The sequence below is a fragment of the Blautia sp. LMAG:89 genome (genome assembly GCF_008679485.1).
In the GTDB taxonomy this organism is placed as follows: domain Bacteria; phylum Bacillota; class Clostridia; order Lachnospirales; family Lachnospiraceae; genus Blautia_A; species Blautia_A fusiformis.
In genome coordinates, this window is sequence record NZ_NANC01000004.1 from 63,231 (window position 1) to 88,181 (window position 24,951).

At 45.5% G+C, this 24,951-nt stretch carries 20 protein-coding genes; 6 read left to right on the forward strand and 14 right to left on the reverse strand.

All coding sequences use genetic code 11. The features are described from left to right. Positions 1-38 precede the first annotated feature (38 nt). Together CCC70_RS04320 and CCC70_RS04325 are read left to right on the forward strand one after the other, a co-directional pair. Positions 39-1,865 carry a sensor histidine kinase gene (locus tag CCC70_RS04320; RefSeq protein WP_287084339.1) on the forward strand — a complete coding sequence of 609 codons (1,827 nt, stop codon included), beginning with the start codon at positions 39-41 and terminating at the stop codon, positions 1,863-1,865. Then, complete coding sequence (locus CCC70_RS04325) at positions 1,840-3,435, forward strand: response regulator (RefSeq protein ID WP_287084340.1); 1,596 nt, start codon at positions 1,840-1,842, stop codon at positions 3,433-3,435. Before CCC70_RS04320 ends, CCC70_RS04325 begins: the two co-directional genes overlap by 26 nt. 262 nt (positions 3,436-3,697) lie before the next feature. Here CCC70_RS04325 and uvrB read toward each other — a convergent pair whose 3' ends face one another. The 8 genes from uvrB to CCC70_RS04365 form a co-directional block, all read right to left on the reverse strand. Next, positions 3,698-5,686: an excinuclease ABC subunit UvrB gene (gene uvrB / locus CCC70_RS04330; protein WP_287084341.1), complete on the reverse strand. Its 1,989-nt coding sequence runs from the start codon at positions 5,684-5,686 to the stop codon at positions 3,698-3,700. A 230-nt stretch (positions 5,687-5,916) separates the two neighbouring features. Further along, entirely contained in the window at positions 5,917-7,527 is a 1,611-nt protein-coding gene (locus tag CCC70_RS04335) for an amidohydrolase (RefSeq protein ID WP_287084342.1), read from the reverse strand. Positions 7,528-7,530: 3 nt separating this feature from the next. Beyond that, positions 7,531-8,982 (reverse strand): alanine/glycine:cation symporter family protein, encoded by a 1,452-nt coding sequence (locus tag CCC70_RS04340; protein ID WP_021652308.1) that lies wholly within the window; start codon positions 8,980-8,982, stop codon positions 7,531-7,533. Continuing rightward, the gene (locus tag CCC70_RS04345) at positions 8,975-9,157 is read right to left on the reverse strand and encodes a hypothetical protein (RefSeq protein WP_287084344.1); all 183 of its coding nucleotides are present in this window, start codon (positions 9,155-9,157) and stop codon (positions 8,975-8,977) included. The genes CCC70_RS04340 and CCC70_RS04345 overlap by 8 nt, the downstream gene beginning before the upstream one ends. Positions 9,158-9,286: 129 nt before the next feature. Next, complete coding sequence (locus CCC70_RS04350; protein WP_287084345.1) at positions 9,287-9,817, reverse strand: EutP/PduV family microcompartment system protein; 531 nt, start codon at positions 9,815-9,817, stop codon at positions 9,287-9,289. Positions 9,818-9,835: 18 nt separating this feature from the next. Continuing rightward, complete coding sequence (locus CCC70_RS04355) at positions 9,836-10,267, reverse strand: BMC domain-containing protein (RefSeq protein ID WP_044961969.1); 432 nt, start codon at positions 10,265-10,267, stop codon at positions 9,836-9,838. Between the two features lie 11 nt (positions 10,268-10,278). After that, the gene (locus CCC70_RS04360; protein WP_015527035.1) at positions 10,279-10,644 is read right to left on the reverse strand and encodes a BMC domain-containing protein; all 366 of its coding nucleotides are present in this window, start codon (positions 10,642-10,644) and stop codon (positions 10,279-10,281) included. 310 nt (positions 10,645-10,954) lie between these two features. Further along, complete coding sequence (locus tag CCC70_RS04365; RefSeq protein ID WP_059086843.1) at positions 10,955-11,458, reverse strand: NUDIX hydrolase; 504 nt, start codon at positions 11,456-11,458, stop codon at positions 10,955-10,957. Positions 11,459-11,844: 386 nt separating this feature from the next. Here CCC70_RS04365 and CCC70_RS04370 point away from each other — a divergent pair, with 386 nt between their 5' ends. The 3 genes from CCC70_RS04370 (at position 11,845) to aroD (ending at position 15,742) form a co-directional block, all read left to right on the forward strand. Further along, positions 11,845-13,842, forward strand: coding sequence for an oxidoreductase (locus CCC70_RS04370; RefSeq protein ID WP_287084347.1), 1,998 nt, complete (start codon positions 11,845-11,847; stop codon positions 13,840-13,842). Between the two features lie 222 nt (positions 13,843-14,064). Then, positions 14,065-14,943, forward strand: coding sequence for a shikimate dehydrogenase (locus CCC70_RS04375; protein WP_044961967.1), 879 nt, complete (start codon positions 14,065-14,067; stop codon positions 14,941-14,943). Positions 14,944-14,980: 37 nt separating this feature from the next. Further along, positions 14,981-15,742, forward strand: coding sequence for a type I 3-dehydroquinate dehydratase (aroD, locus tag CCC70_RS04380; RefSeq protein ID WP_015527030.1), 762 nt, complete (start codon positions 14,981-14,983; stop codon positions 15,740-15,742). Between the two features lie 236 nt (positions 15,743-15,978). On the opposite strand, the gene CCC70_RS04385 is transcribed toward aroD, so the two are convergent. From CCC70_RS04385 to CCC70_RS04405, 5 genes are all read right to left on the reverse strand, one after another. Next, positions 15,979-17,361: a hypothetical protein gene (locus CCC70_RS04385; RefSeq protein ID WP_287084348.1), complete on the reverse strand. Its 1,383-nt coding sequence runs from the start codon at positions 17,359-17,361 to the stop codon at positions 15,979-15,981. A gap of 231 nt (positions 17,362-17,592) precedes the next feature. Then, positions 17,593-18,792, reverse strand: coding sequence for an MFS transporter (locus CCC70_RS04390; RefSeq protein ID WP_021652301.1), 1,200 nt, complete (start codon positions 18,790-18,792; stop codon positions 17,593-17,595). Positions 18,793-18,797: 5 nt separating this feature from the next. After that, complete coding sequence (aroE, locus tag CCC70_RS04395) at positions 18,798-19,679, reverse strand: shikimate dehydrogenase (RefSeq protein WP_287084349.1); 882 nt, start codon at positions 19,677-19,679, stop codon at positions 18,798-18,800. A 113-nt stretch (positions 19,680-19,792) separates the two neighbouring features. Beyond that, positions 19,793-21,718 (reverse strand): FAD-dependent oxidoreductase, encoded by a 1,926-nt coding sequence (locus CCC70_RS04400; RefSeq protein WP_287084350.1) that lies wholly within the window; start codon positions 21,716-21,718, stop codon positions 19,793-19,795. A gap of 113 nt (positions 21,719-21,831) precedes the next feature. Then, positions 21,832-22,671 (reverse strand): sugar phosphate isomerase/epimerase family protein, encoded by an 840-nt coding sequence (locus CCC70_RS04405; protein WP_022426446.1) that lies wholly within the window; start codon positions 22,669-22,671, stop codon positions 21,832-21,834. Positions 22,672-22,957: 286 nt separating this feature from the next. On the opposite strand from CCC70_RS04405, the gene CCC70_RS04410 reads away from it, so the two are divergent. Next, positions 22,958-23,866 (forward strand): LysR family transcriptional regulator, encoded by a 909-nt coding sequence (locus CCC70_RS04410; protein ID WP_173775628.1) that lies wholly within the window; start codon positions 22,958-22,960, stop codon positions 23,864-23,866. 141 nt (positions 23,867-24,007) lie between these two features. Here CCC70_RS04410 and CCC70_RS04415 read toward each other — a convergent pair whose 3' ends face one another. Continuing rightward, positions 24,008-24,796: a shikimate kinase gene (locus CCC70_RS04415; RefSeq protein WP_021652296.1), complete on the reverse strand. Its 789-nt coding sequence runs from the start codon at positions 24,794-24,796 to the stop codon at positions 24,008-24,010. Positions 24,797-24,951 lie beyond the last annotated feature (155 nt).

The window sequence follows — 24,951 nt, forward strand, 5'->3', positions numbered from 1 at the left end:
TCATTAATTTGTTTTCGACATAAAGGAGAGTATGTACTATGAAATTCCACAAATGTATCCCACCCATTTTTTCCTCATTTCGCTATAAGCTCCTGCTCGCATTTCTGATCGCAACTATGGTACCTCTGATTTCCCTGACCTTCATCAGCTATCACATTTCCTATAACATTGCCAGAGATCGTATCATCGATTCTGCCGTAATGACTGACAAGCAGCTGGTCTCTCAGCTGAACGACCGCCTCGGTCAGGTTGAAAATGTAGCAGATACCATACAGTTTCAAATGTACTCCCTAAATCAGCCTTCCTCTAATAAGGTAGATGCACTGAAAAAATTCACCACTGTAAAAAACAATATTTCGCTGTATAAATCCACATTCGATTTCTTCCATATATATGTTTTTCTGCAGCCCGATCAGCTCGGTTCAAAAGAAAGCCTGTACTTCTTTTCCACAGATGAGCTTTCTGCATATGGTCTGGATAAAAATATTGTTTCCGGTTCAGGCTTTTCCTCTGTCTGGATACCGGTTTCCAATATGCCTCTGCCTAAAATACTGTCCACAAAAAAATCATCTGCCGATGTGATCCTCTGCGTCCGGGCACTGAAAAATCAGGCCACCGGTATTCTGGAATACGCCTACGGCATTGCTCTGGACACCTCAGAGCTTACCACTTATCTGCAGCCTGCTGCTTTGGATTCCCGCATATACAGCTACATTCTCACAGATCACGGAGAGATTGCAGCAAAAAATACATCCTCACTGAATTTATCCGGAATTTCCAAAGCACAGTTTCAGAAACTCAAAGGAAATGCAGATTCTTCTTTTCACAGCGGCGACAAATATTATAACTGCTGCACCTTAAGCAATGGCTGGCTTCATGTTACCGAAATCCCGGAAAGCTATATTCAGGGCAACACGCACATCCTGATCCGTGCCTTACTGATCACTGTCCTTATTTTCTTGCTCCTTACTGTTATCATCGTTATCCTGTTTTCCGAAAATCTTACCCGGAAGATCACTGCACTTTCCTATGCAATGGAAGCCTTTCAGCTGGGATATGACCCGGAACATCTATCTATCGTTACTGTTCCCCACCCGGATGATCCTTCCAGGTATGATGAGATTGACAGACTGGGCATCACCTTTGAAGATATGCAGCACACAATAGCCGAAAACCTGAAGTCCATTGTAAATCTTTCCGTAAACGAAGAACGTCTGAAATACCAGCTGCTCCAGTCACAGATCAATCCGCATTTTCTTTACAATATCCTGGGATCGATCCGTACCTGCCAGTCCCTTGGAAAGCTTGACATTGCTGATCAGATGATTGCAAATCTGACTGCCTTTTACCGTCTTACCCTGCGTAAATCAAAGGAACTTATTCCTATTAAAGATGAATTGGAAATTGCCCGGCTTTATCTGGAAATGGAAAAGCTCTGTCATAAAGATAATCTGGACTGGGAGATCGAAGCAGAAGATGGAATCGAAAATTTCCTGATCTGCAAGTTTACACTTCAGCCATTTCTCGAAAATTCCATTCTGCACGGGATTTCTTCGGGCACACCAGCTGTTTTCATTTCGATCCATGTTCTTTATGGCGATGATACGGTTGTGATCTCCATTGAGGACAACGGTGCCGGCATGGACTCTGAAACCCTTGCACAGCTGCGCCATGCTATTGAGCATAATGTTATTGATTATGAGAAGCATTTTGGAATTTCCAACGTAAGTTCCCGTATTTCCAACCCATTATACGGAAACGGTTCCGTAAGGATCCGCAGCAACCCCGGAAACGGCACATACGTCACCATTGAATTCGAACAGATGGAGGAAGATATCGATGAAAAAAATAATGATCGTAGATGATAATTACTTATCTGCAGAAGGTATCGAAAAAAACATAGACTGGGAAACACTGAATGCAGAGATCATCCATGTCTGCTACAATGGAACCTCTGCTATCGAAGCCATGAAAAAAGAACCGGCAGATCTGATCATTTCTGACATTGAAATGCCTGATCTTGACGGCATTTCCATGAGCCGTCAAGCTCTTGAGATCAATCCCATGGTAAAGATCATTCTGATCAGTGCCTATGATAAATTTGAGTATGCAAGACGTGCTCTGCTCCTTGGTGCTCTGGATTATATCGAAAAGCCACTGGATTATGCCTATCTTATTCAGAAGGTAAAAAACGCTTTTGCACTGATGGAAAGGGAACAGAAAAATCTCCAGCTTCTGAAGCAAAGTAGACCTCTTCTTACGGAAAAGTTTTTCCGCGAGATCACCCACCTTCCGTCTTCTGAAGCTGCCTACCGGCTGAAGCCTTATCTTCAGTATCTGAACCTGGAGCTGAATTATGATTTTTATACAGTTGTTGTTCTGGAACTTGAAAATGCTCCGGATCTAAAAGCCGTTTACGGGATTGAAAAATTTCAGATGGAGCTTCTCAACCTTCAGGATCTGATAACTGAGGAAACCGCTTCTCTTGATTTTGTACACCTTCTTCCGGATATGGATGGCTATCTGTGCATTCTGGGACACAGTGGCTGCCAGTCCAACAGCTTCCGTCAGCTTACCAGCCAGCTTATTTCCTCAATAGCAGATGCCTGCCAGCCGCTGGGGCTGTCCCTCAATGCGGGTATCGGAACAATTGTCCGGGATTTCTGGAACCTTAACCAGTCCTACAAAAGTGCCGTACATGCGCTGGAATACAGATTCTTTTTCCCTCATCAGAATATCTTTGACGGAAGAGACGCTCTGGGTTCCGATCTGTCTGTTGCAGATTTTTCAGATACAAAGGAAGATGAGCTGATCCGGCTTCTCTGTAAAAAGGATACCTCTGCCATAGATATCTGGTTTCAGAATTTTTCCGACTGGCTTACCCAGAAATTTCGCACAAAGAATTTCGCTTTCATACAGATCTATTCTCTTCTCGGCCGAATCCTGAAATTTTTCTATGAATTAAATCTGGATACTCATGACCTTGAAGCTAAAATTTTGTATGTTTACAACCACATAAATGAGTTTCATAATACGGAAGAACTATGTCAATGGCTGAATGATCTATGCCATCTTTTATGCCGGAAGCTTGATTCCTCCATGAATGATTATCACCAGAAGCTCTGTGAACTGGTGATCTCCTATATCAACGAACACTTCACTGACAATACGCTCTGCCTCAATGACATTGCTGCCTCTGCCAATGTAAGCCCTGCTTATTTAAGTGCTCTTTTCAAAAAAAATCAGGGGATCAGTATCAGCGACTTTATCACATCTCAGCGGATTTCCGCAGCTGCCCGTTACCTTTCTGCAACCAGTATGAGTCTGAAAGAGATCAGCCTGAAATGTGGTTATGCCAATCAATATTATTTCAGCACCAGCTTCAAAAAGAAAATGGGGATCACACCTTCCGCCTATCGGGAACAGCATACATAACTTCTTCTCTTCTTTATAACAAAGTTACTGGCACAAATGCCAGTGCCCTTCTCCGGAATTTTACTTATAATCAATTAATAAAGAGAATCTTCATATTTTTTCGAAGGAGGGATTGCTATGAAAAAATGGAAAAAAATCCTGATAAAAATTCTTCCCAAAAGCTCAGGCAAATACCCTTAACTCACTTCTCTATTTAATTATTCCATAGAAATGCCCCTGACGCTGACAGCCAGGGGCATTGTATCGTCAGCTGCTTTGCAGCCTATTCCGTTAATTCTTCCAGATTCTTTTTTAATTCGAGCATCTTGTCTCTCAGCTCAGCAGCCTGCTCAAAATTCAGGTCTGCTGCGGCAGCACGCATCTGCTTCTCTACCTGGGCGATCACCTTCGTCAGTTCTTTGCGGTTCATGGATTCCGGATCCTTCTTAAGCTTCACTTCTGTCTCTGCCACCTTCTTCGAAACAGCGATCAGATCACGGACTGCCTTCTTGATAGTCGTCGGAGTGATGCCATGCTCTCTGTTGTAAGCCTCCTGTATCGCTCTCCTTCTTTCTGTCTCCGAGATTGCTTTTTCCATGGATTCTGTCATATTATCCGCATACATGATCACATGGCCTTCGCTGTTCCGGGCAGCACGGCCGATAGTCTGTACCAGAGATGTTTCCGAACGAAGGAAGCCTTCCTTATCAGCATCCAGGATCGCTACCAGCGTGATCTCCGGAATATCCAGTCCTTCTCGCAGAAGGTTGATCCCGACTAGCACATCAAACACATCCAGGCGCATATCGCGGATGATTTCCGCACGTTCCAGAGTGTCAATGTCCGAATGAAGGTATCGGACACGGATTCCCAGATCTTTCATATAATCGGTAAGGTCCTCTGCCATACGTTTGGTCAGGGTCGTGATCAAGACTTTATTTTTCTTTTCAATTTCCTTATTTACTTCTGCTACAAGATCATCGATCTGTCCTTCGATCGGACGCACCTCCACCTTCGGATCAAGAAGCCCTGTAGGACGGATGATCTGCTCTGCGCGGAGAAGCTCATGGTCATATTCATATTCTCCCGGTGTCGCAGATACAAACATTACCTGGTCAAGCTTGTTCTCGAATTCATCAAAGCTCAATGGACGGTTATCCTTAGCAGACGGAAGTCGGAAGCCGTAATCCACCAGTGTCTGTTTACGGCTCTGATCACCGGCATACATACCGCCAACCTGGGGAACTGTCTTATGGGACTCATCTATAATAAGTAAAAAATCATCTCCGAAGTAATCCATCAGGGTATACGGTGGCTGCCCCGGTGCAAGCCCTGTCAGGTGCCTGGAGTAGTTCTCGATCCCGGAGCAGAATCCCGTTTCCTTCATCATTTCCACATCAAAGTTGGTACGCTCCGCAATTCTCTGAGCCTCGATCAGCTTATCCTCACTTTTAAAGTATTCCACCTGCTGCTTCATCTCTTCCAAAATAGCATCTGCTGCACGACGGATCTGCTCCTGTGGTACTACATAATGAGACGCCGGAAAAATAGCCGCATGACTTTCCACGCTTTTGATCTCACCGGTAAGCACATCGATATCTGTGATCCGCTCGATCTCATCTCCGAAAAACTCCACCCGCACTGCCCGGTCTGTAGAATTCGCCGGAAAGATCTCCAGCACATCACCCCGGACACGAAAGGTTCCACGGTGAAAATCCATCTCATTTCTTGTGTACTGGATATCGATCAGCTGTTTGATAACCTCATCACGGTCCTTCTCCATTCCAGGGCGAAGAGAGATCATCATATCAAAAAACTCCTGAGGTGCACCTAAGCCATAGATACAGGATACCGACGAAACCACGACCACATCCTTGCGCTCACATAAGGCTGCTGTGGCGGAGAGACGGAGCTTATCGATCTCATCGTTAGTGGATGCGTCCTTAGCGATGTAGGTATCTGTGGACGGGACATAAGCCTCCGGCTGATAGTAATCGTAGTAGGAGACAAAGTATTCCACTGCGTTCTCCGGGAAGAATTCCTTAAACTCACCGTACAGCTGTGCTGCCAGTGTTTTATTGTGCGCAAGTACCAAAGTTGGCTTGTTTAACTGGGCGATGACGTTCGCCATGGTGAAGGTCTTACCGGAGCCTGTGACACCCAGCAAAGTCTCGAACTGGTTGCCTTCCTTAAAACCCTTGACCAGTTTTTCGATAGCCTGAGGCTGGTCTCCTGTGGGTTGGTATTCGGAGTGTAATTTGAAATGATCCATACGGTTCTCCTTGTTGTTCTGAAATTTGTGGATATGTAAATACTGCCTGTTACTATATGTAAAGAGAGTGCTTTTATCTTTATTATTGTTGCTTTTACAGTATATCATTCAGAGTAAAAAAAGTATAGGGCAACCGAATATTTGTTCTATACTTTTTACTGCACCACACAAAAAGGCAGAGCCTGCTCCACTCAGACTCTGCCTCTCACTTTTTTCTTTTTATACTGCCGTCATTCTTCTACTTTTCTCTCATAAACGATCTCACCGCCAAGAACTGTCATATCCACTTTCGTGGTCTTGATCTCATCCGGATCAATCTTATAAATATCTTTCTCCAGAACTACGAAGTCTGCATTTTTTTCCACTTCGATGGTTCCGTTCTCGTCTTCTGTATAGGAAGCGTAAGCTGCGTTTTTTGTAAAAAGCTTCACCGCCTCATCTACAGACATTTTTTCGGATGGGATCCAGCCTTCCTGTGGCTGACCACTGATATTTTTGCGGGTGACTGCAAAATAAATATTCTCCATGGCATCAAAGCTTACCACAGGAGCATCCGAACCGCCGGACGTATGGATTCCCATATCCAGCATGCTCTTCCATGCATACACCTTATCCATACGGTGTGCGCCGATGGCAGGTTCCACTGTGTTCATATCCAGATCGATAAATACCGGCTGGATATATGCCAGAAGATCCTGGTCTTTCATCCCCTGCAAAATACGCGGATTGGTGATCTGGCAATGTACGATACCATGTCTGCCCTTTTTATTATCCTTCCGGTAAGGAGATTTCGCAGCTGCCTCAATGACCATATCCATGGCACGATCGCCAATACAGTGTACCGCTGCCTGCATCTGATGCTGGTCAAAAAAAGCAAACAGATCGTCAAGCTCCTCCTGACTGAATGTGATGATCCCGGTATTTCCCGGCGAATCCTCGTAAGGCTCATTCATGGCCGCTGTTCTTGCACCAAGGGAACCATCCTGGATCAGCTTCATTGGTCCGACAGTAAAGTGATCCCCCCTCTGTCCGGTACGATATCCTTCCTCAATAAAAGCCTTCGCATCCTCCGCCCGCTCAAAAAGGCACTGCTCATAATGGCGGATACTCAGCTCTCCTCTGGCATCCAGTGCCTTATAGGAGGCCATGATCCGACGCCAGTTTTTCCCCGGAAGTGAGGCAAGATCATCGGACTGTACACCTGTAAATCCACATTCATTCAGCTTCTTTGCACTGTATTTGATGTAGCCTTCCACTTCTTCCTGGGATGGTGCTTCCAATACGGAAGAATAAAACTGTACTGCATTTTCCTTCAGAAGTCCGGTATCCAGGTCAACCTCCTTCGCAATCTCCGGGAACTCCGGGATTTTTTTCAGAAGCTCCAGACCGCAGCTGTTGCACACAGCCACATGCCCGCAGACACGCACCATAATGATGGGGATTTCCGTTGAGAGCGCATCCAGCTCATCCTTGTGCGGATAGCGTGGCTTATCAAAATGCTCCTCATTCCAGCCTCTGCAGTAGAGCCAGGTCAGCTTCTGACCTTTGCTCTCCTCCAGTCTTTTTTTTGCTGCGGCAAGCATTTCCTCAACACTTGTACAGTCAAACAGTTTTACAGATCTTTCCACAAATGCATAATGCAGCATATGCATATGTGTATCCACAAAACCGGGTAGCATCAGCCTTCCCTTAAGGTCGATCCGCTTTTTGCAGGAAAAAGCTTCCGCTTCTTTATCAGTTCCCACAAAAACGATCCGACCATTTTCGATTCCCACAGCCTCTGCCACTTTTTCACTGTCATCCAGTGTTCTTATACATCCGTTAAAAAAAATTGTATCCACTGTTTATTTTTCCTCTTTTTCTTTTTTATCCTCGTAGAAAAGTGCCATATCCTTGTCTACCTTTCCGATTCCCATGTAACGCGCCTTGTAATCCTTCAGCAGTTTAAAGAAAGTACCACTTAAGATAAATAATGTGGCAACATTTACAAATGTAGGGAATACGGTTGTAAAGTCTGCAATTACCCACAGCTGCGCCGGTGTTCCGTTTCCGTAAAGAGTAAGCACTGTGACCAGAAGACCCCATAATGGTGTTCCAAGGATAAAAACCTTCTCTGCGATCTTCAGAACCTTCTGATTATTTTTCAGCCAGTGCTTCAGGATCACGCTGTAGTAGGTGAACCATCCAGTTGATGTTGTTAATCCAAAAAGAAAAATACTGATCGCGATCAGTGCTCTCGCAATGGAGCCCATTCCAGACTCAAATGCTGTCAGTGTCAGCTCTGATCCCTGAAGTCCTGAATTCCAGTAGCCGGTGATGATAACAACAAGACCTGTCATGGAGCAGACTACGATGGTGTCTGCAAATACCTCAAATGCTCCCATCAGTCCCTGTTTTACAGGATGGTCTGTCTTTGCGGAAGCATGGATCATAGGAGATGTTCCCCAGCCTGCCTCGTTGCTGTATACGGAACGGGCAAAGCCAAGACGCATTGCTGTTGCAACACCGGCTCCCATAAATCCGCCGACTGCCGCCTGTGTTGTAAATGCACCCTTGAAGATCAGTCCAAAGGTTTCCGGCAGCTTGTCAAAATTCACTACCAGTATTGCAAGAGATCCTACAATGTAAAGCATGCACATGATCGGTGTCATATAGGAAGAGATCACGCCGACTTTCTTTACACCGCCGATGATGATCAGATAGATTGCTGCCACATACAGAAGTGACGGTACGATGTACGGCAGGTGGAAGGTACTTCCGACAGCCTCTGATACTGTATAATTCTGTAAGGTAATGAACCATGTCATAAAAATACAGCCGCCGAACAGTACTGCAAAAAGTTTCCAGAAAGGAAGCTTTTTCTCTCCGCCAAGACCCTTCTGCATGTAGTAGGTCGGGCCTCCCTGGTACTCACCGTTTGGCTGTTTCTCTCTGTAGTATACAGCAAGTGTTACCTCTGCCATCTTGATGACCATGGCAAGAAGCGCTGCGATCCAGAGCCAGAATAATGCACCAGGTCCTCCTGTTGCAATGGCCGTTGCAACACCGGACATATTGGATACACCAACAGTACCTCCGATCGCAATGGAAATAGCCTGGAACGGTGTCAGGCTCTTTCCGTCATCTCCGCCTTCCTGGCGACGTTCTTTACTGAACATGTTTTTCACAATGTAACCAAAATGGCGGAACTGGAAGAAACCGGAACGTACTGTCAGATATACGCCTGTAGCGAGGATCGTGATCAGCAGCGGCAGTCCCCAGAGCCAGTTGGTCAGATTTTCAAATAATTCAAACATCTTTTCCTCTCCTGTCCTTCTTATTGTTTGTCTTTTGCATCCATTCGGAAAATCTGTGTATAGAATATAAAAAATCCCCGGAACATGAAGGCAGATACGGATACCTGGAGTTCTCGACATACAGCTCTTCTGCCATATATCTGCGAGCCCCGTTTCTATCCTCTTTATCCTTCATGCTCTGGGGATCTTACATTTCAGTTCACGAATCTTCCAAACGATCACAGTATATCACACTTCCGGAGGAATTTCTACTTTTTCTGTTTGAATTTTGTATTTTTATTCATTTTTCGTGAATATTACTATTTTACCGTATGGACTCCGGATACTCCACCCCTTCCGGCATGGGATCCCATTCGTTAAGGCCAATGCTCTGCTTGAATTTCGCCTGTTCAAGCGTAAGCTTCGGAAGATCATCCTGCAGATAATCCATCAGCTCACTGATACCTTCCCGGGTCTTGTTATTTACCATAAATATCCTCTCACAGCCCATGTTCTTCATCCACTGTCTGACCATGGGAATGTTGGCATGGGGAGAATCCACCTTGGTGATGATCCCGATCAGCGGCCGTAGTAGAAAATTCCTGCTGCCGTCACTAAACAGGTTAAAGGGCTCATTGGCTGCCTGTACAATGGCGATCACATCCGCCTCAAAGGAAAAACAGGCCAGTCCTACGCTGAAATGCTTGGATTCCGCATATTCTCCCGGTGAATCAATAGTATCTTCATTTGTATTGGTATACTGAGTCTTATGATAATGAAGTTCTTCCCCTTTAAGCGCCTGTGTCAGGGATGTTTTGCCTGCTTCACTTCGACCCATCAGAAAAATTTTTTTCATTTTTTATCCCGTCCTGCCTCAGCTTCTGTGGATCTTACAGACATCGAATTTCAATGTCTCATGGAAAAATCGCACTACTTCCTCCACAGCTGTCATCACTTCCGTAAAACCGCCTGTCAGGATCAGCGTCCCGCAGAAACGATCCATAAATCCTACTTCCACATGAGCTGCCTTCACTGCAACATCTGCCGCAACCACGATTGCCTCCCAGGGTGTGACACGGACCATGCCGATGGCATCTCCTCTGTGATCTTCACCTTCATGAACACCGATATGTAACGCAAGATTCTCATATATCGATCTGTCATTTGGTGTAAAAACATGTGCAAAGGAAAGCTCCTTTCCAGGTACTCTCACCCGGGTCAGCCGAAGTCTTCTTCCCTTAAGGTTCTCATAATCATCATGAAACAGCCGCTCCAGCAGTTCTTCCTTCGTTATCCGTTCTTCCATGGTACACTTCCTTATCTCTTGGTGATATTGCATACTACATATCCCAGAGTATCACGGAAATAATCCACGATCTCTTCCATTGCAGTCTGTACATCGGAAATCTCTCCTGTTATGATCAGTGTTCCTGTAAAACGGTCTGCAAATCCAAGATATACATTACCGCTCTTCACAGCAATATCGGATGCGATCACAGCAGACTCGGAAGGTGTCATATTCATGATACCAATTGCAGATGATCCATAGTCCACCTGCGGATTCAGTCCAAGCTTCTGATATATGATAGGTGCCGGACCACCCATGATATGGGCAAATGTGATCTCCTTACCGGCTACGGTTTCCTGTACGATTCTGATCTGATCTCTATGTTCATCCGCCATTGATGATTCCTCGCTTTCAAAATTTTATATTATTCTCGATCTGATAATATTGGATAATTTTATAAGCCGGATTTCATTCATCCGGCTTACAACTTCCTAAAGTCAGGCAGATCTTTGAAATCCGCTCTGCTACCTGCTCATGGTCAAAAAACCTTCTGGCAGTTCATCTGATTTAATTTTACTATTTACCAATTTTAATGTCAAGACAATTCTTCGAAAACAAGTCAAAAAACAACGTTTTTAAAAATAGAAATCCACAAAAAACAACATTTATTTTCAAATCCTCGCGGAAAACCAGTCAGAAATCTGCTCAGAACTCAAACACCTTCTTAATACTGTCATAATGTAGGAATTTTCCCTCTGCGGCAAACGCCCGGATCTGCTCCAGGGTTGCAAACATATATCCGTCTGTCTCTTCCATCTGAAGCTTCAGATCCTTATCCTCCACATCCATGACAAAACGGTACACATCCACAAAGTAATTATCTCCTTCCCCCGGGTTCTCTCTTTTATATGTAAAAAGGTATCCGCCCTCTGCCTCACTGGCGTCCAGTCCGGTCTCCTCTTTCACCTCACGGAGTACTGCATCACGGGAAGCCTCTCCTGCCTGGGCTGCACCGCCGGAAACCTCCCACCAGCCCGGAGCCCAGGCCTTTGTCATCACACGTTTGGTAATAAGAAAGGTCTTGTCCGGTCTTGCTACCACGCCCAAAACTGTCAGATGATACTCTCCATCCTTTAAACACCAGTCATTGCGCTTCATAGTTCGTCCTGTCGGTTTCTTATCTGCATCGTAAATATCCCAGAATTCCATTTTATCTATCTCCTGTCTTTTTACAGAACGCGGAAATACAGTCTTACATCTGATCCGTTTCAGCCTGCCCGTTTCTCCGTTTTCTGTATCTTTTTTATTTGTTATGATAACACGTTAAAATCATATATGTAAACCCCTGGATCCGACACCATTTTCCAGTTAGCGTTACCGTTCACTCCGTTCTCAGTAACCAGTTACCCTTCTACATCTGTTTTTTTCACATTATAAGCATACAAGTACCTGCAGCCTGAAAGATGATATGCGAAAATCTATAGATTATTTTTATTATATCGCTCGTATCATGAATTAGTTTTATGGATTATTCTGTTATATAATTAACACAAACAAACGATTCTATTTAAAATAACCAGGGAGGTTTTTTTCAGATGAAGAATGATTATCCGCATATTTTTTCCCCATTAACCGTTAAAAATATGACTATCAAGAACCGTATTGTTATGATGCCGATGGGCACCAACTACGGTGAACAGAACGGCGAAATGAGTTTTCTTCATATCAATTATTATGAGCAGCGTGCAAAGGGTGGCACAGGTCTCATCATCGTAGAGAACGCAAGCATCGATTCCCCGCAGGGCTCCAACGGAACCACACAGCTGCGCATCGACCATGACAACTATCTGCCACGTCTTTTCAAATTCTGTGAAAATATTCATAGATACGGAACAAAGATTGCGATCCAGATCAACCATGCCGGAGCTTCCGCTGTTTCTTCCAGGATCAACATGCAGCCGGTTTCCGCATCTGACGTTCCATCCAAAGAAGGCGGCGAAATCCCGCGTCCTCTTTCCAAAAATGAGATCCTTCACATCGTAAAAAAATACGGTGAGGCTGCAAAACGTGCACAGACAGCTGGCTTTGACGCAGTAGAGATCCATGCAGGACACTCCTATCTGATTAGTCAGTTCCTCTCCCCGATCACAAACAAGCGTACCGATGAGTTCGGCGGATCTGTTGAGAACCGTACCCGTTTCTGCCGTATGGTCATCGATGAGGTAAGGAAACAGGTAGGACCTTTCTTCCCGATCATGCTCCGTCTCAGTGCGGATGAGCTGATGGAAGGCGGAAATACACTGGAGGATACTCTGGAATACCTGGAGCATCTTCAGGAAGAGGTTGATATCTTCGATGTTTCCTGCGGACTTAACGGTTCCATCCAGTACCAGATCGATGCAAATTATCTCCCGGACGGATGGCGTTCCTACATGGCAAAGGCCGTAAGAGAAAAATTCAACAAGCCATGTATCTCCATGGGTAATGTCCGTGACCCGAAGGTTGCTGAGCGTATCCTGGCTGACGGTGATGCAGACCTGATCGGTATGGGCCGTGGTCTGATCGCAGACCCTGCATGGGTAAACAAGGTTGCCACAGGTCATGAGTGTGACCTCCGCAAATGTATCTCCTGTAACGTTGGCTGTGCCGGAAACCGTATCGGTGTAAACCGTCCGATCCGCTGTACTGTAAACCCATCTGTTCTTGAGGGCGATGTATATAAGAAAAAACATGTAAATAAAAACTGCAACGTGGTCGTTATCGGCGGCGGCACTGCCGGACTGGAAGCTGCCTGTACAGCCGCAGAGGTTGGATGCAATACCTTCCTTCTGGAAAAAGGCAATGAGCTTGGCGGACTTGCATCTCTGATCTCAAAGATCCCTGCAAAGAACCGTCTTGCTGATTTCCCTCACTATCTCATGCATCGTGCAGAACAGCTTGATAATCTTTACATCTTCAAAAACACAGAAGGAACACCGGAAAACATCCGCAAGTTCCATCCGAATATCATCGTAAGCTCCACCGGCTCCGCTCCGCTTCTGCCTCCGATCGCAGGACTGAAGGATCGTATTGACAACGAGAACCATAATATTTATTCTATTCTTGGTATGATCAGCCACATTAATGATTTTCCGAAGGATCTGGAAGGCAAAAAGGTTGTTGTTGTAGGCGGCGGTGCTGTAGGTCTTGATGTTGTGGAATTCTTTGCTGACAGAAACGCAGACATCTCTATCGTTGAGATGATGGATCAGATCGGACGTGATCTTGACCCGGTAAGCAAAAATGACACAAAGACCATGATGAAAAAACACAATGTACATCAGCTTACAAAAACTGCTCTCCTTGAGGTTAAGGATTCTTCCTTCCTTGTCAGGGGCGACGGTGAGCCTTATGAGCTTCCATTTGAGTACGGCTTCGTATGTCTCGGAATGAGAGCTCAGGGACAGCTTTACCAGAACCTCACAGAGGAATTTTCTTCTGAGGATGTTGAGATCATGAACATCGGCGACAGCCAGAGAGCAAGACGAATCATTGACGGTACCCAGGAAGGACGCAATATCCTTACCATTCTTGAGCAGAAGGGATACCTTTAATATTTTTCCGCTATACCCTTTCCGGGAATATTTCAATCCTTCTACCGGAAAGTGTATATAGATTTGTTACAGTTCACTCGGTGATCCGTAACATAGTTTTTCCACGTCTTCCTCCCCCGTAGCCGTCCGGAGAATGTCCGCAACTTCTTCAGATCTATGTGGTGGGAGGTTTAAAAAAGACAAATCTTCATCCAGATTTTACCAATGAGAGGAGTTATTACCATGTCAGAAAGAATCACAGGACATACCGAACTGATTGGTCTTATGGCATATCCGATCCGCCACTCCAGCTCTCCTGCCATGCAGAATGAAGCTTTTGCAAAGCTTGGCTATGATTATGCATATCTTGCATTTGAGGTTGGTGCAGACGAGATCGAGGATGCTGTAAAGGCCATCCGTACTCTGAAAATGAGAGGTTCCAACGTTTCCATGCCGAACAAAACTCTGGTAGGCCAGTACCTTGACGAGCTTTCACCGGCAGCAGAAATGTGCGGCGCTGTAAACACCATCGTTAATGATCATGGTCATCTTACAGGCCATATCACAGACGGTATCGGATTTATGGCAGCACTGAAAGACAATAACATCAACGCCATCGGAAAGAAAATGACCATCGTAGGTGCAGGTGGTGCCGCAACTGCTATCGAGATCCAGGCAGCACTTGACGGTGTAGGCGAGATCGTGATCTTCAACCGCAAAGATGAATTCTGGGACCGTGCAGTATCTACGGTAGAAAAGATCAACACCAGAACTTCAAGCCATGCTGTTCTCTATGATCTGGCAGATCTTGACCAGCTGAAAAAAGAAATGGCTGACAGTTATATTTTCGTAAATGCGACAGGTGTTGGAATGAAACCACTGGAAGGTCAGTCCGTTGTTCCGGACAAGTCTTACTTCCGCCCGGAGCTTATCGTTGTTGACGTGCCTTACTCCCCTCTTGAAACTGCTATGCGTTCTATGGCAAAGGAAGTTGGCTGCAAGACAATGAACGGCCTTGGCATGATGCTTTTCCAGGGCTCCGCTGCATTTGAACTGTGGACCGGCGAACCGATGCCGATCGAGCATATGAAAGAGATTCTTAACATCAGATACGACGACTAAACTGCTATCTGTTCCTGTCGTATCAGAAAGGACCATTATGAAAACAGTTCAGGTAAGAAATATCACACTCGGAGAGGGAAGACCGAAGATCTGTGTCCCGATCGTGGGGCAGACAAAGGATGATATCCTCCTTGAGGCAGGGACCTTCGCAAGGATCCCCGTAGACGTTGTGGAATGGCGTGTTGACTGGTTTGAGGACGTTTTTGACACAGACAAGGTTCTGGATGTGGCAAAAGATCTCCAGACCGTTTTAAAGGACACTCCGATCCTCTTCACCTTCCGTACTGCAAAGGAAGGCGGAGAAAAAGCGATTTCCAACGAAGCTTACAAAGCACTCAACATGGCTGTCGCAAAAAGCGGCTATGTAGATCTCATTGATGTAGAAGCCTTCACAGGTGAGGAGATCGTAAAAAGCATGATCCAGGAAGCACACAGCTATGGCGTAAAGGTCATCGCTTCCAACCATGATTTTGACGCAACTCCTGAGAAGGATGAGATCGTGCGCCGTCTTCGCATGATGCAGGACTATGGCGCAGATATCCCGAAAATGGCTGTTATGCCAAGAAACAAACAGGACGTGCTTACACTCTTAAGTGCCACGCTGGAAATGTCCGAGCAGTTCGCCGACCGCCCGATCATTACCATGTCCATGGCAGGTACAGGTGTTGTCAGCCGTCTCGCTGGCGAAACCTTCGGTTCCGCCCTTACCTTCGGTGCAGCTACCAAAGCTTCCGCACCGGGACAGATCAATGTCAACGAGCTTGCACAGGTTCTTGACATTATCCACAAAAGCCTGTGATCCTGTAACCTCCCATAAAAAGGATCTACGGTAGATTTCTGTAACAGAACGCGAATTATAAACCAATTTTCAAACCCAATTGATGTAACAAATTTTTGCAATTTTAATCCCATAATAGCAAATCTATTAAAATAATAATTAAAAACAACAAATCTCATGACAAAAAGAAGAAGTGTGCTGACCCATCCGGCACACTTCTTCTTTTTCTGTTTTTTATATCTTTGTTATTCCTCTGATCAATTTTTATCCTCGATGGCATTCTCCTCTTTCTTTCTGGGGTCCCAGTTTGAAAGGAAGATATTCAGACCGAAGCCTACAGCCAGGGCCCATGCGGATGCCCATGCAGTTCCCTGGGTTGCAAGCACAGCTGCCATAACACCTGCGATCATCTTGTCACGGTCTGTTCTGCAGTAATCCATACCGATCCTTGCACAGACAAAGGCCTGGAACATCAGAGTAATGGAGGAACCGACTCCGAAGATCGGACGGAAGAAGCTTACAACCGGAATGATCAGCACACTTAAAAACGTTGCAATACGGAAGGATGCCATACCGCCGATCAGAGACTTCATAGCTTTCTTTCCCTCCTTGTAACGGATGGAAACGGATACTGTCATTCCAACCCATAACGGACCGGAAAGCGGCGGGAACGGCGCAATGACGGAAAGGATCAGGTTCCTGATGCCGCTGACCAGGTTGGAGCGGCTGGAATTGAAATCAATGTACTCATCATCTCTGGACTGGCGTGCCTCTGTAACCAGTGTCTCTGTGGTAACAAAATCACCAAATGCGATAACATAGCATACAAGTGCCAGAGGAAGCGCTTTGACAAACATGGAGACCGGCGGGATTCCCACACCAAAGATACTTACCTGTGAGATGATCTCTTTGAACTGCGGGATCTTGATAAAGGTTCCCAGCTCCAAACCAGGCGCCTCCAGCTCTCCTACAAGAAGACCTACCACCATGGCGATCAGATACGGGAAAAGGTTTCCATACCTGGCAACAAGATCCAGGAATTTGTTGTTCTTTCTCTTCTCCTGATATTTATCTGAAAAGCTGATCAGGATCAGAAGGCCTACACCGGCAACGATCGCCAGCGGATACTTATGCATGTTGCCGCCTTCTCCCAGCTGTCCTGCCATAACCGTCACCGGCGCAGCAAGAAGGATACCACCCTTAACAGAATTTGGTACTGCATGGACAAATTTATCCGCAAGTTTGGTGATGCCCATAAATATGAACACGAGACCAACCAGCATCTGCAGGGCGATCATTGCCTGGATACGTTCTTTTCCCATAGGGAAGCCTTCCAGGAATACGATCGTCAGCGGAAGGGTCGGTGTGATCCATCCCGGTACAACCGGATCACCAAGTAAGCTGTGTAGCATATACAGCATGGTCTCTATGATCACACAGCTCCATGCCAGCTCATAAGGCAATCCCAGATATTGTTCCAGATAAGGAACCGCCGCCAGTGCCGTAACCCCGAGGATCAGGCCCTGGATAAACTCTACGGACTCAATTTTATAGTGAATAAACGGAAAACGAATCTGAAATGGCCCAAACGGAATGTAGGGCAGTTCGTTTTCTCTTCGCTGTCTTGCTGCACGTGCCATAACGATTCTCCTTTGTCGTTTTTTTGATAATACATATATAGTATCTTTTATTTTGTAAGTTTGTTAATTAACAAACATTTTCAGAAACGGTAAAGTCCAATCCGGGAATTGTTCCCGAATTGGAACTTTGTTTTGCACAGATTCAGTCATCTTTATCTGTATCCATACAATGATTCACTTTTTTTACTGTAGTCAAACGGATATTCACCCCAAGGGATTTCCTTGATTCAGTCAAGCCTCTTTTCCACGGTTCATCTTAACGAACAGTGCAAGAAGGATTCCTATGAATGTCACTGCCATATTGAGAAGCAGGATCATTCTCGGAGCACTGGTTCCGGCAGTCTTTGTAATGTAGCCGGCCAGTGTCAGAATGGTGTAGTTCGCAACGCTGGATGCGATCATGACCATGGATGTTGCAGTTCCCTTGTTTTCCGGGAAGAACTCCGCAGTTGTGGAAACAGCCAGCTGAAGCACACCGCCTGCGCCTGCAAAACCGATCACAAATCCACCGATAAGACAAATTGTCGGATTCTGGATAAAGTAGCAAAGTCCCAGCATGATGAAAGAGATCAGCGGATAAATGATCAGGATATTGATCTCCTTCAGTCCTTTTTTGATAAATACAGAGGAACACAGGATCGCTGCAAAGGTTCCTACTGCATAGAAGGACTGGATCTTGGAAGGATCACTTAAGTTATAAAGCTTTCCGAGCTCCTGGTTACAGTTCAGCCACAGCATGAATGTAGAAGAGCTTGTAAATCCGATGAGGATTGCTGCAAGAGCTGCAGGAGTGATCTTTAATTTTGCTTTTTCTTTCTTTACTGTACCTGCTGTATTTCTCTCCGGGAATGGCAGGAACAGGATCAGGATTCCATCGATAAAGATCGCAGCACCTGCAACAATAAAGATGGTTCTGTAGGACATATTCGCCGCTGCTACAAATCCGATGAGGAAAGGAAGCAGAAACTGGCTGATACACATGGAGAATTTTGTAAACAGGTTCGCTACAGAAGGATTGTTTACATAAATTTCCATACATGTCGGGCTTACGCAGGTGTCCAGGAAGGAGTTTGCGATACCGCCTACAATGGCAAAGGCGTAGGCAACTCCCATAGACGGAGCAAATGCGATTCCCATAAAGTATGCTGCATAACAGATCACGCCGATGATTCCGCTTAATCTGCGTCCGAATTTGTCGGACAGGGGACCGGAAAACGGAAGAGAGATCAGTCTTCCAAGTCCAAGTGCGGCAATTACAGATACTACCATGCTGACATCCATAGTTCCATCACTTAAAGCCTTTGCTCCCCAGTGAGCCGCAAGCTCCGGCTTGTACTGACCCATGATGGAAGCTCCGATTCCATGGATGAAATATGTAAAATACAGTGCGATAGAAGTAATCACTAAATTTTTCTTACCTGTCTGGCTCATTTTTCTTATTTCCCTTCGTTCTCAGCCTGGAACTTCTGATACTCATCTGTCGGCATCTCAAGTCCTGTGTACAGTTTATAGGACTCAGCCCCCTGCCACAGAAGCATTCCTTTTCCTCCTACAGCAAGCTTCACGCCTGCTTCTTTTGCTTCTTTTACCATCTTTGTCTCTGCCGGATTGTATACGCAGTCAGCAACAACAAGATCCTTATGGAACATGGATTTATCAACCAGTGTGATGTCATCATGTGGTTTCATTCCTGCAAGTGTTCCGTTCGCGAGGATATCTGCGTTTGCGATCTCTTCTCTCAGTTTGTCCTGGTCGTCAAGGCAATATACGCTTACTTTGCAGTCCGGTACTTCTTTTGCAAGCTTCTCAGCAGTTCCTCTTGCTCTGTCAAGGAAAGGATCGTCAGGGTTGAAGATCGCGATGGATGCAGCTCCGTCAAGGGCACACTGTACAGTAAGGGCTGTAGCTGCACCGCCTGCTCCGAGGACTACCATCTTTTTGCCCTTTACATCAACACCGTGCTCTTTCAGATTGCGGACAAATCCGATACCGTCTGTGATATGTCCAACAAGTTTTCCATCCTCATTTACGATAGTATTTACAGCGCCGATGATCTTTGCTGCCGGTGAAAGCTCGTCTACACACTGAGCTACTTTGTTCTTACAAGGCATGGTTACATTGCAGCCTCTCATTTTGAACAGACGCATTGCGTCAAGAGCTGCCGGAACCTGATCCTCTTTGATATCAAATGCCATGTAAGCATAGTCCAGGTTATGGTACTGGAAGCTGAAATTGTACATAGCCGGGGATCCGGAATGTCCTACAGGGCTTCCGATCAGTGCAAGTAAACCTGTTGTTCCTTTAATTCTCTGTTCCATTTCTTTTTACCTCCTGCATTTCCCCTGGCAGACAGCGGATATATCTTCTCTGGTGTCTGCCGGGGCATCTTTTTAATTTTTATACCGTCCGGTTTATTGGATAGATTGGCAGATCAGATCCTGGAAGCTACCTCATAGGCCTCTTTTGTTGCGTCCAGTGCACGTCTTGCACGGATAGCATCTCCGATCACATGTGTCTCAGGCACAAGATCTTTGATCTTCTCTTCCAGAGGATTGTAGTTGCGGAATCCCATGGAAAGGATCACAGAATCATATCCCCTTGACTCGTGACGTACTCCGTCAGCGGTCTCATATTCTACACCGTCTTCATAGAATTTGCATACCTTTGCTCCGGTGATCTCCTTGATTCCGTAGTCCTCGAAATCCTTCATCAGATATACTCTGTGCTCGTGGATCACATCTGCACCTACGGTATCACGGAACTCGATAACAGTTACATCATGCTCCTGCTCGCCTAAAAATGCAGCTGTCTCGCATCCAACCATTCCACCGCCGACAACGAGAACCTTTTTGCCTGCTGCTCTCTTGCCATCCAGAAGGTCAGAGCCGTGGATGATAGCCGGATTGTCGATTCCCTCGATCGGAAGGATCAGAGTCTTGGAACCGGTGGCAATGATCACGCTGTCCGGCTTCTCTTCTTTGATAAGCTCCGGAGTTACCTCACAGTTCATCACGATCTTAACGCCATCCTTCTGGCAGCGATGGATGTAGCTGCGGATCATGTTTGTGATGTCACCTTTTCCCGGCGGATATGCAGCAAGTCTCATGTTTCCGCCGAGAACATCTCCTGCCTCATAAAGCGTTACCTCATGTCCTCTCTCTTTTGCGATAAATGCAGCGGAAAGTCCTGCAACACCGCCACCGATAACCATAACCTTCTTCGGCTCTTCCGCTTTCTCAAGCGGCTCTGCCTCATGACCCAGGAATGGGTTTGTCAGACAGCATACCGGATTTCCTGCATACATGTTTGCAACACAGCCCTGAAGACAGGCGATACAAGGAGTCATATCCTCCAGACGCTCTTCCTGTGCTTTCTTCGGCATAGCCGGATCTGCAAGGCTCTGACGTCCGAATGCTACAAGGTCTGCTCTTCCTTCTTTTACCATCAGTTCTGCAAACTGTGGCTCTGTATAACGTCCAACTGTGATCACCGGGATATTTACCGCACGTTTGATCTCCTCAACCTCTGCTGCAGAGAATCCACCGTGGATAACAGTCGGTGCCCACATAAACTCATCCTTGATATGAACGGCACGGGATACATGGAGTCCGTCCAGTCCGCAGCTTTCCAGATATGCTGCGATCGCTGCACTGTCGTGGACATCAAGTCCTCCCGGAACCTCATCTGCACAGTTGATTCTTGCAAGAACTGCAATCTTTCCCTGTGTTGCTTTTTTAACTTTCTCGATGATCAGACGGGAGAAACGCATACGGTTCTCAAAGCATCCGCCAAACTCATCCACTCTCTTGTTTGTTCTCGGAGAAAGGAAGGTACTTACCAGATAACCGTGTGCCATATGGATCTCGACAGCATCTGCTCCTGCTTCCATTGCTCTTCTTGCTGCCTCACCGTAGCCTTTGATCAGCTCATAAACTTCCTCAGTTGTAAGCTGCTTCGGAATATCACGGCCGCACACTGACGGGATACTGGTTGCTGCTGTGATCGGTGCTCCTGCGTTCTTTGCATTTCCTTCCGGACCTGCGTTCTGAAGCTGGATGGACACCTTTGCTCCTTCTGCATGACATCCGTCGATAACCTTGCGGAAGCTCTCGATTGTAGAGTCGTCATAAAGACATGGTTTACGCGGGCCGCCCTTTGCGCCCTTGTGAACTACAGTAGCCTCGATGGTGATCAGACCAAATCCGCCTTTTGCTCTTTCTCTGTAATATGCAGCGGACTGCTCACTCATTGTTCCGTCTGTGTTTGCAAAGTTATTTCCCATTGGCGGAACAACAAAACGATTCTTTACTGTCATAGGACCGATCTCGATCGGCTGAAACATCGCATTGAATTTCATATGCGTTCTCCTTTCCTTTGAAACAATCTTTTTGTTTCTTTCACGGTAACGCCCTGTCACCGGTATGACGTCGGAAACAGGGGCCCGTCTGAAATATTAATTTCTTATATTAATTACAGTACTTCCGGCCAAGCCTCTTCCAGTACCTTCTTTGTGTTCTCATATGTATGTTTTGCAGCATACTCGATACCTTTTTCAAGGTTTGCATCGCTGATAACCTCTACGCCGATGGCATTTGGTCTGATGCCTTTTTCTTTGATCATTTTTACGAACGGTACTGTTGTTCCGATTCCTGTTCCAGGAGCAAGACGGTCATGCATGGACTCATCTCTTAAGATCGTTGTTGCATATGGTCTTTCCCATACATCGTTGATCTGGATGGATACGATCTTGTCTGCCGGGATTCCCTCAAGTACGGAAAGCTCAATCGGCTGGTTTGCTCTTACCCAGTGCCATGTATCAAGGATCAGTTTCGCATTCTCGCAGTCAGCAGCTTTTACAACAGCCCAGCCCTTTTTCACATCCGGGATTCCGCTGTATGGCATTGGCTCAACACCGATGATGTATTTGCCTGCTCTGTGGCAAAGCTCACGAAGCTTCTGTGCTGTGTACTCTACGGAATAGTTCTCCATCAGTCCGCAGTTGATCTGTTTTACGTTAAATAATTCACACATATGGAAGCAGAGCTGTTCTTTGTATTTCTGCTCATAGGAACGATGCTCCTCTGCCCACTGCACGATGTACTCAACCTCTGTTACCTTCATGTCATATTTATCCAGGATTGCCAGGATATCCTCGTCGAAAAGTCCCTCATTCAGGGCATCTACGTAGGTTTCTGCTCTCAGGCCGATTCCCTCATAGCCAGCCTCTTTGGCAGCTTTTACACGGTCCTCAAATTTGCACTGATCTCCCAGTGTCCAGGAACTGATTGTGATTGGAAATTCTTTTGACATGATAATTCCTCCTGAAAATTTAAATAATTTTATTTGTTTTTTTTAAATTATTTTGTATCTTTTTTCTATAAGCATTATATAACTTTGTTAAATACAAAACAAATTAATTGTACCAGGAGAATCCATAGATTTTATCAATATATCATGTTATACTATATAAAACATATTCAGCCGTATTGCCGCCGTCACTGCATACGGCCTGGCAAATCTCTTATGTCTGTCAGACTTACCGGGGATCTGTCCGAAGTAAAACATTCAGATAAACTTACGAAAGGAGTATTGAAAAATGAATCTGTATCATCTTCGCTATTTCGTGACACTGGCTCATCTGGAACATTATACAAAAGCTGCGGATGTTCTGGCCATCACACAGCCCAGCCTAAGTCACGCGATCTCTTCTCTGGAGGAAGAGCTTGGAGTGAAATTATTTGAAAAAAACGGACGGAATGTTTCTCTCACCAAATATGGCAAGTCTTTTCTGGAGGATGTGGAACAAACCCTGAACCGGCTGGATTCCTCTGTAAACGGTCTCCAGCTTGCAGGAAAGGGAGAAGGACAGATCGATGTGGCTTTTCTCAGAACTCTGGGTGTTGACTTTATGCCAAAGATCATCCGCAGCTTTCTTAATGCCAATATGGGAAAACAGATCCATTTCAATCTGTTCTGCGATAAGGTTCTTACCGGCGATATCCTCACCGGACTGAAAGAGAAGAAATACGATATCGGCTTCTGTTCCAAATTTGACGACGAACCACTGATCGAATTTATTCCGGTTGCCAAGCAGGATCTGGTCGTCATCGTTCCGCCGGAACATCCTCTTGCTGAGAAATCCGAGATCCATCTGGAGGAAACGCTTCCATACAAGCAGATCATCTTCAAGAAGAGAAGCGGTCTCCGCCAGATCATTGACCAGTTATTTAAGAGCATCGGTCAGTACCCGGATGTGGCTTTTGAGATCGATGAGGATCAGGTTGCCGCAGGATTTGTTGCCAATGATTTCGGCATCTGCATTGCACCGGATATCCCGATCCTTCACTCTCTGAACCTTAAGATCCTGCCCCTTGTCTCTCCAAGCTGGCAGCGAAATTTCTACATGGCCATGCTGAAGGATGTATACCATCCGCCGGTCGTGGAAGCCTTTAAAAAATTTGTGATCGAGGAAACCTCGAGGGAGATTTTTTATAAGACCAATTAAACGATCTGTTCATCTGCAAATATATGGTCCGGATCTTTTATATCATAAAGGACAGTTGCCCGATCTCCGTTCTGTTTCTGTACGGTTTATCGGACAGCTGTCCTTTTTATATGTAAAACTATTCTGTTTTATGATCAGCAATTATTTATTTGCCTCTGCCTCACGAAGTCTGTGGATCAGCTCCTCGCAGATCTCAAGCTCACTCTTTCCGTCTGTCTCAACAACTATATCTGCTGCTGCCTCATATTTCGCGCGACGTTTTTCCAACAGATCCGCGATAAATGAAACATTTTTGTTGTTCTCAAGTAAAGGACGGTCATGATTATCCTTTACACGTTCCAGAATAGTTTCCGGCTTTGCAGTCAGAAGTACAACACGGCCATTTTTTTTCATCTCGGTAACATTGCGCTCCCGCATCGGAACACCACCGCCACAGGATACTACAACATTAGATCTGGACTGCATCTCGATCAGAAGATTTGTCTCGAGCTCACGGAAATACTCTTCACCGTAAGTCTCAAAGATATCGGAAATGCTCATTCCCTGTCTCTCCACGATACACTGATCCATCTCCACAACATCCATGGCAAGAACATTCTTCAGATAATCGGAGATCGTAGATTTACCAGCTCCCATAAATCCGATCAGGAAGATATTATAATTGAAAAGATTTCTGGACTGGATCCTTTTACTGTTCTGTGTGATGCTTGCAAAAACATCATTGACCTCTTTCTTATGACGTCTGCCTTCCATTCTGGCTTCCAGCCATCCTTTCTGCTTCGCCTCCTGTTCCGGCTGAAGTACCGGAAGATCGTTAGCTTCCTTGTATACCATGATGTCCTCTACGATCCTGTTTCTCATAAGGAGTGCGTCCAGGATGATCTCATCGCACTGTCCAAGGCTTTCTCTTAATACTTCTAACTGGTTCATAATATCTCCTTTACTTCGTTCATTTTATTACGGATTTCCGTCATCACTTTATCACTTTAAATCAAGTATCTGTCCTTATTATACCAACTGGTCATTTTTATCTCAACCCAAATTTTCATTGAATTTACACATGTGATCTATAGATTATTTTTATA

Excerpts from the sequence above, each read along its gene's own strand:
- CCC70_RS04365 (WP_059086843.1), bottom strand. The coding sequence starts at position 11,458 with ATGGAATTCTGGGATATTTACGATGCAGATAAGAAACCGACAGGACGA.
- CCC70_RS04350 (WP_287084345.1), bottom strand. The coding sequence starts at position 9,817 with ATGAAAAAAATTTTTCTGATGGGTCGAAGTGAAGCAGGCAAAACATCC.
- CCC70_RS04320 (WP_287084339.1), top strand. The coding sequence starts at position 39 with ATGAAATTCCACAAATGTATCCCACCCATTTTTTCCTCATTTCGCTAT.
- CCC70_RS04385 (WP_287084348.1), bottom strand. The coding sequence starts at position 17,361 with ATGGCACGTGCAGCAAGACAGCGAAGAGAAAACGAACTGCCCTACATT.
- CCC70_RS04390 (WP_021652301.1), bottom strand. The coding sequence starts at position 18,792 with ATGAGCCAGACAGGTAAGAAAAATTTAGTGATTACTTCTATCGCACTG.
- CCC70_RS04375 (WP_044961967.1), top strand. The coding sequence starts at position 14,065 with ATGTCAGAAAGAATCACAGGACATACCGAACTGATTGGTCTTATGGCA.
- aroD (WP_015527030.1), top strand. The coding sequence starts at position 14,981 with ATGAAAACAGTTCAGGTAAGAAATATCACACTCGGAGAGGGAAGACCG.
- CCC70_RS04355 (WP_044961969.1), bottom strand. The coding sequence starts at position 10,267 with ATGGAAGAACGGATAACGAAGGAAGAACTGCTGGAGCGGCTGTTTCAT.
- CCC70_RS04360 (WP_015527035.1), bottom strand. The coding sequence starts at position 10,644 with ATGGCGGATGAACATAGAGATCAGATCAGAATCGTACAGGAAACCGTA.
- CCC70_RS04405 (WP_022426446.1), bottom strand. The coding sequence starts at position 22,671 with ATGTCAAAAGAATTTCCAATCACAATCAGTTCCTGGACACTGGGAGAT.
- aroE (WP_287084349.1), bottom strand. The coding sequence starts at position 19,679 with ATGGAACAGAGAATTAAAGGAACAACAGGTTTACTTGCACTGATCGGA.
- CCC70_RS04410 (WP_173775628.1), top strand. The coding sequence starts at position 22,958 with ATGAATCTGTATCATCTTCGCTATTTCGTGACACTGGCTCATCTGGAA.
- uvrB (WP_287084341.1), bottom strand. The coding sequence starts at position 5,686 with ATGGATCATTTCAAATTACACTCCGAATACCAACCCACAGGAGACCAG.
- CCC70_RS04325 (WP_287084340.1), top strand. The coding sequence starts at position 1,840 with ATGAAAAAAATAATGATCGTAGATGATAATTACTTATCTGCAGAAGGT.
- CCC70_RS04340 (WP_021652308.1), bottom strand. The coding sequence starts at position 8,982 with ATGTTTGAATTATTTGAAAATCTGACCAACTGGCTCTGGGGACTGCCG.
- CCC70_RS04400 (WP_287084350.1), bottom strand. The coding sequence starts at position 21,718 with ATGAAATTCAATGCGATGTTTCAGCCGATCGAGATCGGTCCTATGACA.
- CCC70_RS04345 (WP_287084344.1), bottom strand. The coding sequence starts at position 9,157 with ATGAAGGATAAAGAGGATAGAAACGGGGCTCGCAGATATATGGCAGAA.
- CCC70_RS04415 (WP_021652296.1), bottom strand. The coding sequence starts at position 24,796 with ATGAACCAGTTAGAAGTATTAAGAGAAAGCCTTGGACAGTGCGATGAG.
- CCC70_RS04370 (WP_287084347.1), top strand. The coding sequence starts at position 11,845 with ATGAAGAATGATTATCCGCATATTTTTTCCCCATTAACCGTTAAAAAT.